We start from the raw sequence: 15,291 nt of genomic DNA, 5'->3' as shown, positions 1-15,291 counted from the left end.
GGATAATCATGGCCCATTGGATTTTCACAGAAGAGCATAAGCTGTTCCGTCATGCTATAAGAAAGTTTGTTCATAAAGAGGTGACGCCGTACATAGAGGAGTGGGAGCACAACGAAACCATACCACGTCGCTTTTTTACAAGACTGGGAGAATTGGGTTATCTAGGTATTTCCCAACAGGAAAAATACGGTGGAAGCAACCTGGATACGATAACGGAGGCTATATTGATAGAAGAACTGGTGAAAGCTGGTGCAGCCGGTCCGGCACTCGCAGTAATCCATCATTTAAGTGCCTTGTGTTATGTAAGCAACTTTGGCAGTGAGGAGGCAAAGGAACAGTACTTGAGAAATGGCATTGCCGGGACGTTTATTTTTACTACCTCTTCATCCAGGAAAAAGACAAGTGAGCTCGTAGTCAAAAGAGGTGAAAACGCGTATTGGTCAGAAGGTCAGGTGACTCTTTTTTCAGGAGAAACAGGGGATATCGCCATTGTCCAAGCCAAAACAGAAGATGAAAATGCCAACAGTCTATTTTTAGTAGAGTTGAAGTCAGAAGGAATTCATTGTTCCAGCGGAAAGAAGCTGTTAGGATGGCGTTCTCTGAAACAAAATCAAGTAAGCTTTGAAAATGTGAGCATGCCCATACACTCTCTAATAGGTTTTAAAGGATATGGTGAAGAGTATAGGAAAGAAGCGGCACACTGGGAACACACGATGACTGCAATCTGCTGTGTTATGTTGGCTGAAAATGCTTTGGATGCTGCTAAAAGATATAGCCAAGAGCGGGTACAGTTCGGCAAACCGATTGCCAGCTTCCAAGCTCTTAGACATATGATGGCGGATATGGCCGTTGCAATCGAAAAATCACGAGCCATCACCTATCGATCCCTATATTTGCTGAGTCAGGAAGATAGGTCGCCAACATTTCCTGCAATCAAGACCATGGCACTGAAAAATGCGGTGGAAATGGTGACTGACGTCTGTGATCATGCCCTGCAAATTCATGGCGGAGCGGGATATATGATGGAATTTCCCATTCAAAGATACTGGCGTGATGGAAAGATGTTCTCCAGTTTTTATAATGAAGAGTTAAAGAATAATAGAGATATCGTAAATTGGCTAAACCATTCAAAAGGAGGTCAAGGTCTTGCAGAAAAAAACAGTGTTACAAGCTTTAGCTGATGCTGTAGAACTAGCCAGGGATGAAACATTTCTAATAGATGGAGAGAGAAAGGTGTCGTTTGAAGAGGTCAATCAAATTTCCGACAGGGTTGCCTCAGGACTGTTGAGAAAAGGAATTGGGAGAGGCGACCGCATCGGCATTATCGCGCTCAATCAGCTTGAGTGGCTGTGTACCTTTTTTGCAGCAGCGAAGATTGGTGCAAGTCTTGTTACATTGAATGTGCGTTATCGCGAAACCGAGCTGGAATATATGCTTAATAACGCGGAGGTTAAGGCAGTCGTATCGCTTGCTGAATTTCAGGATTTTCATTACAAGGATTTTTTCAGAAATAACATCCATAAATTTCCTTCGTTAGAACAATTCTTTTATATAGGAGGGGAGGAGGATACGTTTCATAAATTAATAGAGGAGTCAATTAATGAAAGCGCTTTACTTGAAGCTAGGAGCGAGGTGACAGAAGAAGATACCGTGCTGATTATCTATACTTCCGGGACCACAGGGAAGCCAAAGGGAGCCATGATTTCAAATCAAAGCCTGCTTGCATCTGCCCAGGCCCAAACAGAGCACTTTAAAGTGACAAATAGTGATCGAGCTATCGGAGGACTGCCATTTAATCATGTAGGGGGCATTACTTGTACCATTATGGTTGCACTCTTGAGCAGGAGCAGTGTCGTATTAATTCCAAGCTTCCGGCCCGACCTTGTGTTGGAGGCTATCGAGAAGCATAAGGCAACGATTTTTGGCGGCGTTCCAACGATGTACGTCATGCTCTTATCCATGCCAGAGCAAGAAAAATATGATTTGGGTTCGCTTAAGTTATGTATTGTTGGCGGTTCGAATGTCGAGCCGAAGCTTTGCGATATGATCACAAACCGCATTCCAAACGGTCAGCTTGTCAATTTATATGGATTAAGTGAAACTTCTGGGGCATGTGTGTTATCCACTCTTAAAGATGACAGCAGTAAAGTGCAGGAAACCATCGGAGTTGCAATTGGAGATTTTGCTATTCGTGTTCTTGATCCGGATGGGAAGGAACTCGAAGGTGAAGTGGGAGAACTTGTGATAAAAGGGGGGTGTGTCGGCAAAGGTTATTATGGGTTGAAGGAGGCGACGATGGAAACATTCAAGGATGGATGGCTCTATACAGGAGACATGGTATCCAAGGACGCGGAAGGCTACATTTATTTCAAAGGCAGGAAAAAGGAAATGTATCTAACAGGCGGGTTTAATGTCTTTCCTGTTGAAGTGGAAAATGTTCTTACCAAACATCCTGGAGTCCAGCTTGCAGCCGGTTTTGGAATCCCGGATTCAAACCTCGGAGAAGTTGGGGTCTTCTATGTTGTTCCTGAAAAAGGAAAAAGTTTGACAGAATCAGAGTTGAAGGACTTTTGCAGCCGTCAGCTTGCAGATTACAAAATCCCAAGACAATTCATCATAGTGGACCAGGTACCGCTGACTCCTGCAGGTAAGGTGCAAAAGGCTTTATTAATGGAGAGCTTCAAACAGCAGAAAGTATAAAAGTAGAATGAGGAGGGGCTTGAATTGGTAGAAATCACTGCGGTAAATCGTATCGCCATTGGGGATATTGTGAGAAGGAGTGCCAGTCGATATCCAGAAAAGATAGCATTTATTCAAGGAGATGAAAAGTGGACGTATAGAGAAGTAGATGAAATGTGTAATCAGTTCGCCCAGTTTCTATTGGAAAATGGTTTGAAAAAAGGAGATACGATTGCGACAATCTGCACCAATTCCTTGGACTCCATCATTGTGACTTATGGAATTGCAAAAGCAGGTCTAATATGGGTGCCAATCAATCCCGGCATCTCATTCGAAGAAAAGAAATATATCTTAAACCAAGTAAAAGCAAAACTGATTATCGGGGATAAACGGTTATTAGTCGGGCATCTGGACGTCTATAAGGAATTCGCACGAACCATACAGTTAACCGGATCTTATGAAGAATTTCATCAGCTTTTCAAGGAATACCCGATGGAAGAACCAACGGTAGATATAAAGGACCGCGATACAGCGCAAATCATGTATACTAGCGGCACGACCGGCAATCCAAAAGGTGTAATGATCAGCCATCTGGCGGTATATATAGCCAGCCTTGGAAACATTATTGAAATGGGATTGAAAACGAGTGATGTCGCAACAGTCCTGATGCCTTCCTTTCATTGCGCCCAACATACGTTTACCACCAGCTTTTTAAACATAGGAGCGACAAGTGTTATCTTCAACGGATTTGATGCAGAAGGGTTATTGAAGTCCGTTCAAGATAAAAAAATCACCTGGATGTTCATGCTGCCTATGATGTATCGGGGGGTATTGTACCACCCGAACTTCAAGAACTATGACATCTCTTCCTTAAGATCGTGTATGTATGCCATGGCTCCTATGGACCGGCCAACATTGGAAAAACTGATCAAGGCGTTTGATGCTGACTTTGCACTCGGAACCGGTCAGACGGAAATGTACCCATCCACCCTCATGTTCAAGCCGGAAGAGCAGCTTCGCAGGTCTGGCTCCTATTGGGGTGTGTCAAGCATCATAAATGATACCGCTGTCATGGATGAAGAAGGCATTATTCTACCAAAAGGAAAAGTGGGAGAGATTGTCCATCGCGGACCAAATGTCATGAACGGGTACTTTCAAGGTGATGAAGAGACCAAGGCCAGCAGGGAGCATGATTGGCACCATACAGGAGATCTTGGATATTGGGATGAGGATGGCCAATTACTATTTGTCGATCGTAAGAAAGACCTCATAAAAACAGGTGGAGAAAACGTGGCATCCATTAGAGTGGAACAGGTTCTACTGATGCATGAAAAGGTAGGCAATGCAGTGGCGATAGGCCTTCCACATAGCCACTGGGTGGAAGCGGTAACGGCCTTTATAGTGCCGAAGGAAAACACCCATGTAACGGAAGGGGAATTATTGGAACACTGCAAAGAACATCTTGGGAAATTCCAAGTACCAAAGTCAGTCGTTCTTGTAGAAGAACTTCCCATGACCACTACCGGAAAAATTCAAAAGCATGTATTGCGGACCAAGTTCCAGAATCTATATACAGTGCAATAAGATTCTGCCCTGAAATATAAAAAGAGGAATTCTAACAGTTTAGGATTTCCTCTTTTTTTATGGTGTAAAAACTTAATAGCGTTGACACTTAACCTTTTAAATTTATTATTCTGAATATAGATAATATTTTAAATTATTGATTGACATTTAATTATTAATTAGTAAAATTATTGTTAATAGTAAAACGAAAATTATACGATAGCAATAAATTACGTTATACAAAAACTCGATAACTTTTAAAGCTTAATTTAGGAGGTAAAACATGATTCTTCATAAAATTGAAACCGCTTCCAAGGAGGAGTTGGTGGAACTCCAATTAAAACGGCTAAAGGAGACAGTAAGCAGAGTTTATGAAAAGGTCCCATTTTATAAAAATAAGTTTGATGAACTAGGTGTAAAGCCTGAAGATATTCGATCCATCAGAGATTTGATAAAACTTCCTTTTACAGTAAAAAGCAATTTAAGAGACCACTATCCCTTTGGTTTTTTCGCAGTTGACCAAAAAGAGTTAGTGCGTATTCATGCATCCTCAGGAACAAGTGGAAAGCCAACGGTTGTAGGCTATACAAAAAATGATATTAAAATTTGGTCCGAACTTGTAGCACGTGCTATTGCTATTTCCGGTGGGGAGCCTGGGGAAATACTTCATAATGCATATGGATATGGTCTTTTTACAGGTGGTCTTGGCCTTCATTACGGAGGGGAGGAGCTTGGGATGGTGACAGTTCCTGTATCAGGGGGGAACACAGATCGCCAAATATCCATCATGGAAGATTTTCAGCCGTCGGTTATCTGCTGCACACCTTCCTATTTTTTAAATATTGCTGAACGCATGGAGGCGCTTGGTAAGAATCCAAGAGAGACATCTTTAAAATTCGGGATATTTGGTGCAGAACCTTGGTCAGAGGAAATGCGTCGTACCATAGAAGAAAAGTTTGATATTAAAGCATGTGATATTTATGGCTTAAGTGAAGTGATGGGACCAGGGGTTTCAATGGAATGTCATGAAGCACAGGATGGCCTTCATATTGCAGAAGATCATTTCCTAGTAGAAGTGATCGATCCAATTACATTACAACCTGTTCCGAATGGAGAAGACGGAGAGCTCGTGTTCACAAGCTTGACCAAAGAAGCAAACCCGATTATCCGCTATCGTTCTGGTGATATTGCATCTCTAAATAGAAACAAGTGTAAATGCGGACGATCTACGATTAGGATGTCACGGGTAAAAGGCAGAATAGATGATATGCTCATCATTCGCGGAGTAAATGTGTTCCCATCTGAAATTGAGCATTTTTTACTTTCCGTAAAAGATATCGAACCACATTATCAACTCCACTTGTTTAAGAAAGGGAGCATGCAACATGTGGAACTGCAAGTGGAAGTAAGGGATGAATTCTATAGCCGAATTTATCGCGATATGAATCATGAAAAGATTAATAGTCTTAGAAAGCAAATCCAAAGTCTCATAAAAAGCTCTTGCTTAATTTCGGTCGATGTTAAGGTACTAGAACCAAAATCAATCCCAAGGTCTGAAGGGAAGGCAGTAAGAGTAGTAAATCGGATGAATGAACCACAGGAAGTTTAAAGTTGGTGGAATGTGACAATTAAAATCAATTCCGTATTTTTTACGTAATGAATATTATCTTACAAAATAAAAGGGTGGTAGAATGACTGATTCTATTCAATTTTTAATTTCCGGACTTACTATCGGGAGTATTTACGCGATAGTCGCCCTAGGATTTGTCACAATTTATAGTGTGACAAAGGTTATTAATCTAGCACAAGGCGAATTTGTCATGCTTGGTGGAATGACCATGTTCTCCTTAATAAGTTTAGGTTTACCCTATTTTGTCTCTTTTTTTTTAACCATTGTCATAGTGGTGGCAATAGGCTGGTTACTAGAATTTATGATTATTCGAAAAGCAAAAGGAGCGGATCCGCTAAGCTTAATTATCTTAACCATAGGTACGGCAATTTTTATTCGAGGGATTGCGGGTATGGTGTGGGGGAAAAACGCAGTTAAGGTAGACTCGTTTACAAGTGATGAACCGATAAGTGTGATGGGGGCGTCGATCACACCACAAAGCATCTGGGTCATGGTTTTTATGTTGGCCGTTGTTGTCATCCTCTACATATTAATAGAAAAAACGATGATTGGAAAAGCATTTCGTGCTTGTTCCGTTAACCCGATGGCAGCCAGATTAATGGCCATAAGTCCTAAGAAAATGTCCTCTTTTTCCTTTGCTTTAAGTGCAGGTTTTGGAGCATTAGCGGGACTCGTCATTGCACCTATTCTTTTCCCTTCCTATGATATGGGAATGATGTTGGGCATCAAAGGGTTTTCTGCAAGCATATTGGGAGGATTGGGCAGTGCACCTGGCGCCGTTATTGGTGGTCTTTTATTAGGAGTGATTGAATCATTTGGAGCTGGTTACATTAGCTCAGGAATGAAAGATGCAATTGCTTTTGGTGTGGTGCTGATGCTTTTACTTATTAGACCATATGGATTACTCGGAGAAAAGAATGTTGGAAAGGGAGGGCTATAGTTGATATATAAAGGTATCCAACGATTTGGTTGGAAAGGAATTATAGCTTTTTCGGTATTTATCCTGGTTCTCCCGTTTATTTTATCTTCGTCCTTTTTTGTTACAAAGGCTACTTTTGCAGGGATTTATACCATTATCGCAGTTGGACTGGGTTTATTAATGGGATTTGCTGGTCAGATTTCATTAGGACAAGCTGCCTTTTATGGGGTAGGTGCCTATTCTACGGCAGTATTAACGACCACTTATGGAATTAATCCATGGATCAGCTTAATAATCTCTATAGCGGCACCAGCCCTTATTGCGTATATATTAGGGCATACCATGGCAAGACTTCACGGCTATTATTTAGCGATGGCGACACTTGCGTTTGGAATTATCATCCAAGTGCTTTTGGTGGAATGGAAGTCCGTAACAAAAGGGGCTTCAGGATTTTTTGGAATTCCCAAGATTGAGATATTCGGTTTTGCTTTTAAACAAGGACTGTCCTATTACTATTTAGTTTGGGCATTTGCCTTACTTGTGATTATCATTTCCCTGAATATTATTCACTCTCGAATCGGGCGGGCATTACGCTCCATCCACGATAGTGAGGTTGCGTCAAGTGCAATGGGAGTGGATACAGGGCGATATAAAATGCAGGTTTTTGTCATCAGTGCCATGTTTGCTGGGCTTGCAGGTTGGCTTTTTGCTCATATGTCCTATAGCATTTCTCCGGGCTCCTTTGGATTAAACGGTTCCATTTTATTTCTAACGATGGTTGTTCTAGGTGGGGCAACTAGTATATGGGGGGCGGTATGGGGAGCACTGCTTATTACGGTCATCAGCTTGATTGTCCATACGTTAGGGTCCCATATTTCCTTTATTTCAAGTGACTTTGAACATGTGCTTTATGGATTTATTATGATGTTAGTCGTCATTTTTCTCCCTAAAGGATTGTTCCCTACCCTAACTTCTATGATTAAAAAGTCATACCAAAAATCAAAACGAACCACGCCATCCCAAAACCTTCGATCTGAAAAGGGGGAGCGAAATGTCTAGTTTATTAGAAGTGAAAAACGTGACAAAACGTTTTGGAGGAGTCGTAGCAAATCGAAATGTTACTTTTGACATTGAGGAAGGCAAAATAACAGGATTGATTGGCCCTAATGGAGCTGGGAAAAGCACTTTATTTAACATGGTTTCCGCTGTTTTCCCACCAACAGAAGGAGAGATTTGGTTCCATAATGAAAGAATCGATTCTTACCCGTCATATAAAATTGCCCCACTAGGTATTTCAAGAACGTTTCAGAACCTGCAAGTTTTTAAGAATATGACTGTTCTTGAAAATGTGATGGTTGGATTGCATACGAGAACCTCTTCTGGAATAGTAGCTGCAGCATTGAGACTGCCAATTTCCAAAAAAGAGGAAGACTTTATTTACAAGACTTCAGTAGAAATGCTGAAATTCGTAGAATTAGAAGACATTTGCGATTTGGAGGCTGGTAAACTGTCTCTAGGGAAATTAAGGTTGCTAGAATTGGCAAGAGCCCTCGCCACGAGTCCAAAGCTATTATTATTTGATGAAATAGCAGCGGGGTTAAATCACCAAGAAACACTGGAAATGAGTAATCTAATTCTAAAAATAAGAGATCTTGGTATTTCTATTTTCATCGTCGAACATGATATGGATTTGGTAATGAGAATTTGCGATAAAATCATTGTTCTGGATCAAGGGGAGAAAATTGCTGAAGGAACGCCGAAAGAAGTACAAAACAATCCTCGTGTCATAGAAGCCTACCTTGGGGCCGATGAAGAGCAGGAGGGAAGTGCATGACCTCAAAGATGCTGGAAGTTAAGGATGTTTCATTCAGTTATGGACCTATTCAAGTTTTAAATAAAATCAATTTTCATGTTGATAAGGGGGAAATTGTGGCCCTTCTTGGAGCTAACGGTGCCGGAAAAACGACGATGCTTAAAAATATATCTGGTCTTCTCAAACCGTCAAGTGGTCAAATTTTTTTCCAGGATGAAAATATTACGCCATTTGAGGCAGAAAAAATCGTCGAAAAAAGGTTGATTCTTGTTCCTGAGCATAGACAAATCTTTAGTACATTGTCTGTACTGGATAATTTATATTTAGGAGCTTATCATCATTATGCAAGAATGGGGAAAAGGGAAGTGAACCGTGATATCGAAAAAGTGTTTCAATTGTTTCCGATTCTAAAAGACCGAAAAGCTCAGCTTGGTGGAACACTTTCAGGAGGCCAACAGCAGATGTTGGCTATTGCAAGAGCTATTATGGCAAGACCGAATCTTCTTTTGCTAGATGAGCCATCCCTGGGATTAGCACCTTTAATCGTTAAAGAAGTTTTGCAATACGTGAAACAATTAAGGGATGATTTTGATGTAACTGTATTACTTATTGAACAAAATGTAAGCGCTTCGTTAAAGATAGCGGATCGTGGCTATGTTATGTCCCACGGGAGTATCATCAAAGAAGGCAATTCAAAGGAATTACTAACTGACCCTGAGATTAAAGAGGCATTTTTAGGCCATACGGTGGTATAACAGTTAAGTTGAATTAAACGCCTAACAAGCGGTTAAGGAATAAACCAATAGTATTTATAAGGGGGAGTTTTTTTGAAAAAGCTTTTAGCTAGTATGATGGTAGCTGCCTTGGCATTTGGAACGATTGCTTGCAGTAACTCAGAAACCGGTGGAGAGGAGAAGGATGTTTATAAAATTGGTGCGATCTATTCGAAAACAGGTGATGGCAGCCCGCTAGGTGAACCTGAATGGAATGCTACAAAATTATTAGAAAAACAAATAAATGACGACGGTGGTATTAATGGAACCCCAATAGAAATTATTTTGGTAGATGACGAATCGACTCCAGAAAAAGCCATGGAACAGATGAATCGACTGATCAACGATGAAAAGGTTCTTGCTGTTCTGGGATCAACGACAAGTGGTGCAAGTCTCTCAATGAAAGGCATTGCGATGGATAATGAAGTTCCAATGGTATCCGCAGGTGCTGCAGTTGGTATCATTTCACCAGTGGAAGAATCAAAATGGGTCTTTAAAACTCCCCATTCCGATGCGCATGCTGCCGAAAGGGTATATATGTACTTGCAAGAAGCCGGCTTGAAGGAAGTAGCTATTCTAGCAGATTCAAATGCTTTCGGAGCAAGTGGTGTAGAGCAGTTGGAAGCTCTAACAAGTGAATACGATATCGAAATCGTGGCCAATGAATCCTATAACACAGACGATGCAGATATGAAAACACAATTAACAAAAATCAACAGTTCCAGTGCAAAAGCTTTGATTGTTTGGGGTACCAACCCTGGACCAGCTATTATTGCAAAGAACATGAAAGAGCTAGGGATGGATATTCCTTATATCGGAAGTCATGGGATTGCAAACCAATCCTTTATCAACCTTGCTGGTGATGCAGCAGAAGGTGTTTTGATTCCAACAGGAAAACTCCTATTCCCGACACAAATCCCTGAAGATGATGTACAATATGAGGTTATTTCAAGCTTTTACGACAGTTACACAGCTGAATACGACGCGGAGCCCACCAACTTTGGATCTTATGGGTACGATAACTTAATGTTAGTAGTTGAGGCATTAAAATCCGGTGCAACAGACAGAGAATCCATCCGTGATTACTTAGAGAATAAAGTAAAAGATTATGTTGGAGCGACCGGTATTTTTACATTCAGTCCAGAAGACCATAATGGCTTAAAAGCGGATAGCATGGTACTTGCTGAAATAAAGGATGGGAAATGGGTATTAAAAAAATAAAAATAGAATTCAGAAGGCTGACCCTTTGTTATGAGTCAGCCTTTTCTAAAGAAATGGAGGTGGAACAGTTGAACGAAGCAATTATGGAAAAGGTATCTGCAGACCCCTTTGCAAAGCTTTTAGGGATACAAATTATTGAAATAGAAGAGGGTAAAGCTATTGTTTCCTTAAACATTAAGGAGAACATGCTGAATTTTCACGGTGCTGTAAATGGTGGTGTCATATTTTCCTTAGCGGATGTTGCTTTTGCCATTGCTAGTAACTCATACGGACAAACTGCGGTAGGCATTCATGTGACTATCAATTATATGAAGGCAGGGATGTTTAAGGATACATTAACTGCAACTGCAGAAGAGGTATCGAAAAATCCAAAACTTGGACTTTATCGCATGACTATCCGAAACCAAGATGGGGAATTATTGGCTACTGCTGATGGAATGGTATACCGGAAAAAAGAGCAGTTTGCGTGAACACTATCACCAATGTTGATTAGTGCCCAAGTTCTAAACAACAGGTATCAACAAACATATCAGAAAAAAATCAGGCTGCCTTTCTCCAAAAGAACTCAGAGATAGGGCAGCCTAAAATGTGTTTGATAGAGGTCGATCTGCTGGGTCTGGATAAGTTCAAAACAAATGTAAAAATTTTATAAAATTCAGACGAAAATTGATTTAGCCTTGCTTCCGGAATGGAAAAATACTGGGAACTATGAAGCTGTAATTGAAGTACCTAAAGACGTTATCCTCAATATAGGTAGAGCCGAAAGACAGAACACCTTATCAGGTAGTGTATTAAATGGAAATGAAGATCAAGTTCTTTTACCCTTGAATTATCCATTAGATTGGATTAAAGAAATCAGACAAATACCTTCAAGATAGGAGTGATTTTATGCAAAATGGATCAAGATTAAAGGTGCAAGTAGAGAAAGTTATCAGCTTAGTAGTCCAAAAGAAGAAGCAAAGAGATCATGAGTTTTTAAATACACTATTATTGAATTTACAACAACTTTCAGAAGCATTAAACAACCCAAGTAGTACAGGTGACCTTCCAAAGCATTCAAAGATAAATGGAGCCTTGCGTGCGTATTTCGATACTAACCTGGTAGAAAGTTACGAAGAGCCTCTTGTAGTGGAATTAGATTTACTTGAATCGATGCTTAAAACACCTTAATGGCAATATCCAAGGGTATGTGAATAATGAAAACTATTGATATGAATGAGCTGAAATTATTATTCAATGAACTAATACTTATTTTAGAGAAGTTTGGGGATAGGTGTAGCATTAACAATCAAAAAAGGATAATACAAGAAACAATAAACATAATAGAAAGTGATTTGGATTATGAGGAAAAGGTAGTATTAATTCGCCGGGAATACTCCTTGTTATATCCACCTCGTGGAGGGTTAACGGAATTCAATATTTGGAGAGATGATTTTGAGGAAAGAAAACGGGTCAATGAGCCTTTTGATAAGATAAGTAACCGACTATGGGACATCTTCAAATGATCAAATAAAAAAAGAAAGTCGCATTCCAAATTGAAAGGTGACTTTCTTTCATCTATTAAGCTTGCCCCACCAACGCCTCCTTCTACTGCTTCGGATAACGCAGCTTCTTAAGAATTCTGTTTGGAATATGAGTACTCCTTTTTTCTTTCTATATTAAAGCTATTACTACACTTAGGATAGTAGCTGCATCCATAAAAGGGCTTGCCATTACGGCCCTTTCTTCTAACCATATATCCTCCACAGACTGAACAATTTATCTGTTCGTGAATCACTTCTATATTATTTAAGGTATAATCACACCCTGGATAATTGCTGCAACCTAAAAACTGGCCACCAGACCCATTTTCTCTTACAAGCAGATGACCTGATTGGCATCTCGGACAATTAGGATTGGTAAACATATGCTCTCCATCAGATTCATAGTCAATTTTATAATCGCTCCGTAGTTCTTTCACAAACGAAGATTGATCAGATTCTGGAGCAAGGATATATGTGGTGTTTTTGGTTCTGGTAACAGCAACGTAGAACAAGCGACGTTCTTCGGCAAATTCGAATACATCACTATCATTAAGCACCCAATTGAGTACGGGGTCATCAGAAATTTTATTTGGAAATCCTACTGTACTATTTTTAGCATTTAATAAAATCACATTTTCAGCTTCCAGCCCTTTTGAACGATGCACTGTAAGAAAAGATATTTTTAATTTAGGGTACTTAAAGTATGTAACTTTAGAGTTGCTGCTTACTTTGAAGCTGGTGTTTCCATCCAATATTTTGATATCAAAATTATTCCTGCCCAATAACATAATCTCTGTTTCTGGACCATACAAACTGACAATCTCCTCAATTGCTTTAAAAAGAGGGAGAAGTATTTGATTCCTTGAAAATCCTAAAATTCTTATTGGGTAGTTATTCGTCTTATAAGACTTCAAATCTTTTGTATATTGATTAGGGTTTTTCATTACAAACTTTCCCGCTATATCAATAAGCTCCTGAGAATTACGGTAGGTATTTTCTATTCTTAACAATTTATGCTGCCCGAAATAATCCCTGAACTTGGTGAACAGTTGTACATCACTACCGGCAAAACGATAGATGGATTGCCAATCATCACCTACGCACATAATCTTTGCCTTGGTATTACTTCTTATCGCATTTACCAAGTTAAATCTACTCTGAGAGATATCTTGATATTCATCAATAATGATGTATTTATAAGGAAATGAAAGCTTTCCTTGTTTTACAATGTCTGTTGCTGCATTAATCATATCGTTAAAATCAATCTCTTTTGTCTTTGCTAAGAAATCTTGATAATAACCGTAAATAGGTTCTACTAGACTAAAGAAAATCTGATTCCTTATTTGTAAGAATCGATGATTTTGTACTTTTTTATTTTCTTCTGAAAATCTGATAAATTCAGAAGTGGTATACCCTTTGGATTTGAACAGGTTAATGAAAGTCCCTATTAATTTTTTGAATTCTACGAAATACCTATCATTTATCTGGTCGTATAGGACAGAGAATAACTCTTGAAAATTAATCTCTTTGAATTCCACCCTATTTTTCTTAAGGCTGCTTTCTAATTTTTTAAGTAAGTTACCTTGTTTATTATAAAAGGAGTAGGTTTCAATAAGTGTGGTACCATGTTCTCTATGTAAATTCCTTTTCCATTGCATACCTTCAATGTACTTCTCCTCTTCCATTTTACTGAGGTACGGTGCCTTATATTTTTCGTTTACTCCAAAATGTTCAATATACAAATCATAGTCAGGTAAATAAAAATCAGGCTTGTATTGTCTATAAGATTCATTGGCTGTAAGGTGAGGATAGTCTTTTTCATATTCATAATTTATACCGTTCAAGAATAAGAAATTGGCAATGATGAATTCTTCCAAACTTTTTACTCTTTCTCCACCATAAGTGTTAAAAATGGTGGCCATATCTTTCGTATGTTTATCTACATATTCCTGTTTGGCAGACTTACTCTTTAGAGTTTCAAAATCAATGCTCTTGTAATGTTCATGGTAATCGCCCAGATTATCAAATTCATCTAAGCTCTTTGGAATATTGATGTAGTAACCAAAAAACTGCATCAAATGCTGCAAGTATTTCTTATCCTGAAATATTTGAGTTTTAAAATAGTCATCCACCACTTTATCCATAGAGTCAAAGATACTAGGTTTGGTATTTCGAGTTTTCGATATGATCTCCAACCCCAGCTTATGAAATGTTTTTACATCCACCTTTACTCCTAACTTCTTTGCAATTCGATCATCCATTTCTTCCGCTGATTTCTTTGTGAAAGATATAAGCAATATTTCATCAGGTTTCACATTTTTCCTATCAATGAGGTACTTCACTTTTCCGGAGATGGTTAGGGTTTTACCACTACCTGCGCCTGCTAAGATAAGATTACTATCCTCATTTGTAACAATTGCAGCTCTTTGTTGACTGTCCAATGATTTACCATCAATATTGTCAAAAAGACCTTTGTTTGCTTCCATTTCTCTATTCACAAACTCTTGATTCCACTCTTTAACATAAGAAGAAAGGTTTCCGAAATATTCAACAAACTCTTGTACTTTATTATCATCAACTTTGTTAAGATTCGTTATGAAGAATTCATAGGAAGCCTCATTTTCAGGTTGAAGAAGCAAGCGTGTTTGAGTATATGTTATATATTCCAGCTTTAAGTTGTTAACTGTTTCAATAAATGAATAAGCACGTATGTAATGGATTTTCAATCCAGAGTTTACCTCTTCCAAGATGTCAGGAAGTAGTAGCAGAAGATGGTGAATATTTTCTTTTTTTCTATTGTAATCTTGATCAAAAATCATAAAACTATTAAATGTACTCAGTATCTTATGGTGCTGTTCGACTAATTGAAGGAGGGAGGTGCTTAGTGAATAGATGCTTTCTTTTAATACATCATTTTTGTAGTAGTCCTGAATCCCTTCAATCTGTTGCGGTGTAATTAACCTTTTTTGACTTTTTAAATCATTAATAGTTACTATTAACTGGTCCTCTTCGTTTTTTACCCGTTGCATAAATCCTCTAATGCTCTTAAAATGCTTCCTGAACTCTAGATAAATGAATAATTTTTTTATGTAAAAAAAACCAAATGACATTCTTTGCTTTTCACCCTTTACCTAATTCACTCCTGGTCTAGAATCAGATAAAAACGAATC

General features: G+C 38.9%; 13 protein-coding genes. 12 read left to right on the top strand and 1 reads right to left on the bottom strand.

Translation table 11 applies throughout. The annotated features are described in order from the left end of the window. The first annotated feature begins 8 nt into the window (after positions 1 to 8). From ACFVAD_RS07960 to ACFVAD_RS07905, 12 genes are all read left to right on the top strand, one after another. Positions 9 to 1,181, top strand: a complete 1,173-nt coding sequence (locus ACFVAD_RS07960; protein WP_386637868.1) for an acyl-CoA dehydrogenase family protein — start codon at positions 9 to 11, stop codon at positions 1,179 to 1,181. Beyond that, positions 1,147 to 2,700, top strand: a complete 1,554-nt coding sequence (locus ACFVAD_RS07955; RefSeq protein WP_386637866.1) for a class I adenylate-forming enzyme family protein — start codon at positions 1,147 to 1,149, stop codon at positions 2,698 to 2,700. The genes ACFVAD_RS07960 and ACFVAD_RS07955 overlap by 35 nt, the downstream gene beginning before the upstream one ends. A 24-nt stretch (positions 2,701 to 2,724) precedes the next feature. Further along, on the top strand, positions 2,725 to 4,263 hold the full coding sequence (locus ACFVAD_RS07950; RefSeq protein ID WP_386637864.1) for an AMP-binding protein: 1,539 nt from the start codon (positions 2,725 to 2,727) through the stop codon (positions 4,261 to 4,263). 262 nt (positions 4,264 to 4,525) lie between these two features. Continuing rightward, positions 4,526 to 5,851 carry a phenylacetate--CoA ligase family protein gene (locus ACFVAD_RS07945; RefSeq protein WP_386637862.1) on the top strand — a complete coding sequence of 442 codons (1,326 nt, stop codon included), beginning with the start codon at positions 4,526 to 4,528 and terminating at the stop codon, positions 5,849 to 5,851. 82 nt (positions 5,852 to 5,933) lie between these two features. After that, on the top strand, positions 5,934 to 6,812 hold the full coding sequence (locus tag ACFVAD_RS07940) for a branched-chain amino acid ABC transporter permease (RefSeq protein ID WP_386637860.1): 879 nt from the start codon (positions 5,934 to 5,936) through the stop codon (positions 6,810 to 6,812). Further along, positions 6,813 to 7,850 carry a branched-chain amino acid ABC transporter permease gene (locus ACFVAD_RS07935; RefSeq protein ID WP_386637858.1) on the top strand — a complete coding sequence of 346 codons (1,038 nt, stop codon included), beginning with the start codon at positions 6,813 to 6,815 and terminating at the stop codon, positions 7,848 to 7,850. Further along, complete coding sequence (locus ACFVAD_RS07930; protein ID WP_386637856.1) at positions 7,843 to 8,625, top strand: ABC transporter ATP-binding protein; 783 nt, start codon at positions 7,843 to 7,845, stop codon at positions 8,623 to 8,625. The genes ACFVAD_RS07935 and ACFVAD_RS07930 overlap by 8 nt, the downstream gene beginning before the upstream one ends. Further along, a complete protein-coding gene (locus tag ACFVAD_RS07925; RefSeq protein ID WP_386637855.1) occupies positions 8,622 to 9,359 on the top strand; it encodes an ABC transporter ATP-binding protein in 738 nt (245 codons plus the stop codon). The genes ACFVAD_RS07930 and ACFVAD_RS07925 overlap by 4 nt, the downstream gene beginning before the upstream one ends. A 72-nt stretch (positions 9,360 to 9,431) precedes the next feature. Beyond that, positions 9,432 to 10,598 (top strand): ABC transporter substrate-binding protein, encoded by a 1,167-nt coding sequence (locus ACFVAD_RS07920; RefSeq protein WP_386637853.1) that lies wholly within the window; start codon positions 9,432 to 9,434, stop codon positions 10,596 to 10,598. 68 nt (positions 10,599 to 10,666) lie between these two features. Then, complete coding sequence (locus ACFVAD_RS07915; RefSeq protein ID WP_386637851.1) at positions 10,667 to 11,068, top strand: PaaI family thioesterase; 402 nt, start codon at positions 10,667 to 10,669, stop codon at positions 11,066 to 11,068. Positions 11,069 to 11,486: 418 nt separating this feature from the next. After that, complete coding sequence (locus ACFVAD_RS07910) at positions 11,487 to 11,768, top strand: hypothetical protein (RefSeq protein WP_386637848.1); 282 nt, start codon at positions 11,487 to 11,489, stop codon at positions 11,766 to 11,768. 26 nt (positions 11,769 to 11,794) lie between these two features. Next, on the top strand, positions 11,795 to 12,103 hold the full coding sequence (locus ACFVAD_RS07905; RefSeq protein ID WP_386637846.1) for a hypothetical protein: 309 nt from the start codon (positions 11,795 to 11,797) through the stop codon (positions 12,101 to 12,103). Positions 12,104 to 12,210: 107 nt separating this feature from the next. On the opposite strand, the gene ACFVAD_RS07900 is transcribed toward ACFVAD_RS07905, so the two are convergent. Beyond that, a complete protein-coding gene (locus ACFVAD_RS07900) occupies positions 12,211 to 15,231 on the bottom strand; it encodes a UvrD-helicase domain-containing protein (RefSeq protein ID WP_386637844.1) in 3,021 nt (1,006 codons plus the stop codon). Positions 15,232 to 15,291 lie beyond the last annotated feature (60 nt).

The sequence above is a fragment of the Sutcliffiella sp. NPDC057660 genome, assembly GCF_042800035.1.
Classification (GTDB): Bacteria; Bacillota; Bacilli; order Bacillales; family Bacillaceae_I; genus Sutcliffiella_A.
The sequence above is the reverse complement of the archived record's forward strand: the minus strand, read 5'-3'. Positions and strand labels throughout refer to the sequence as shown.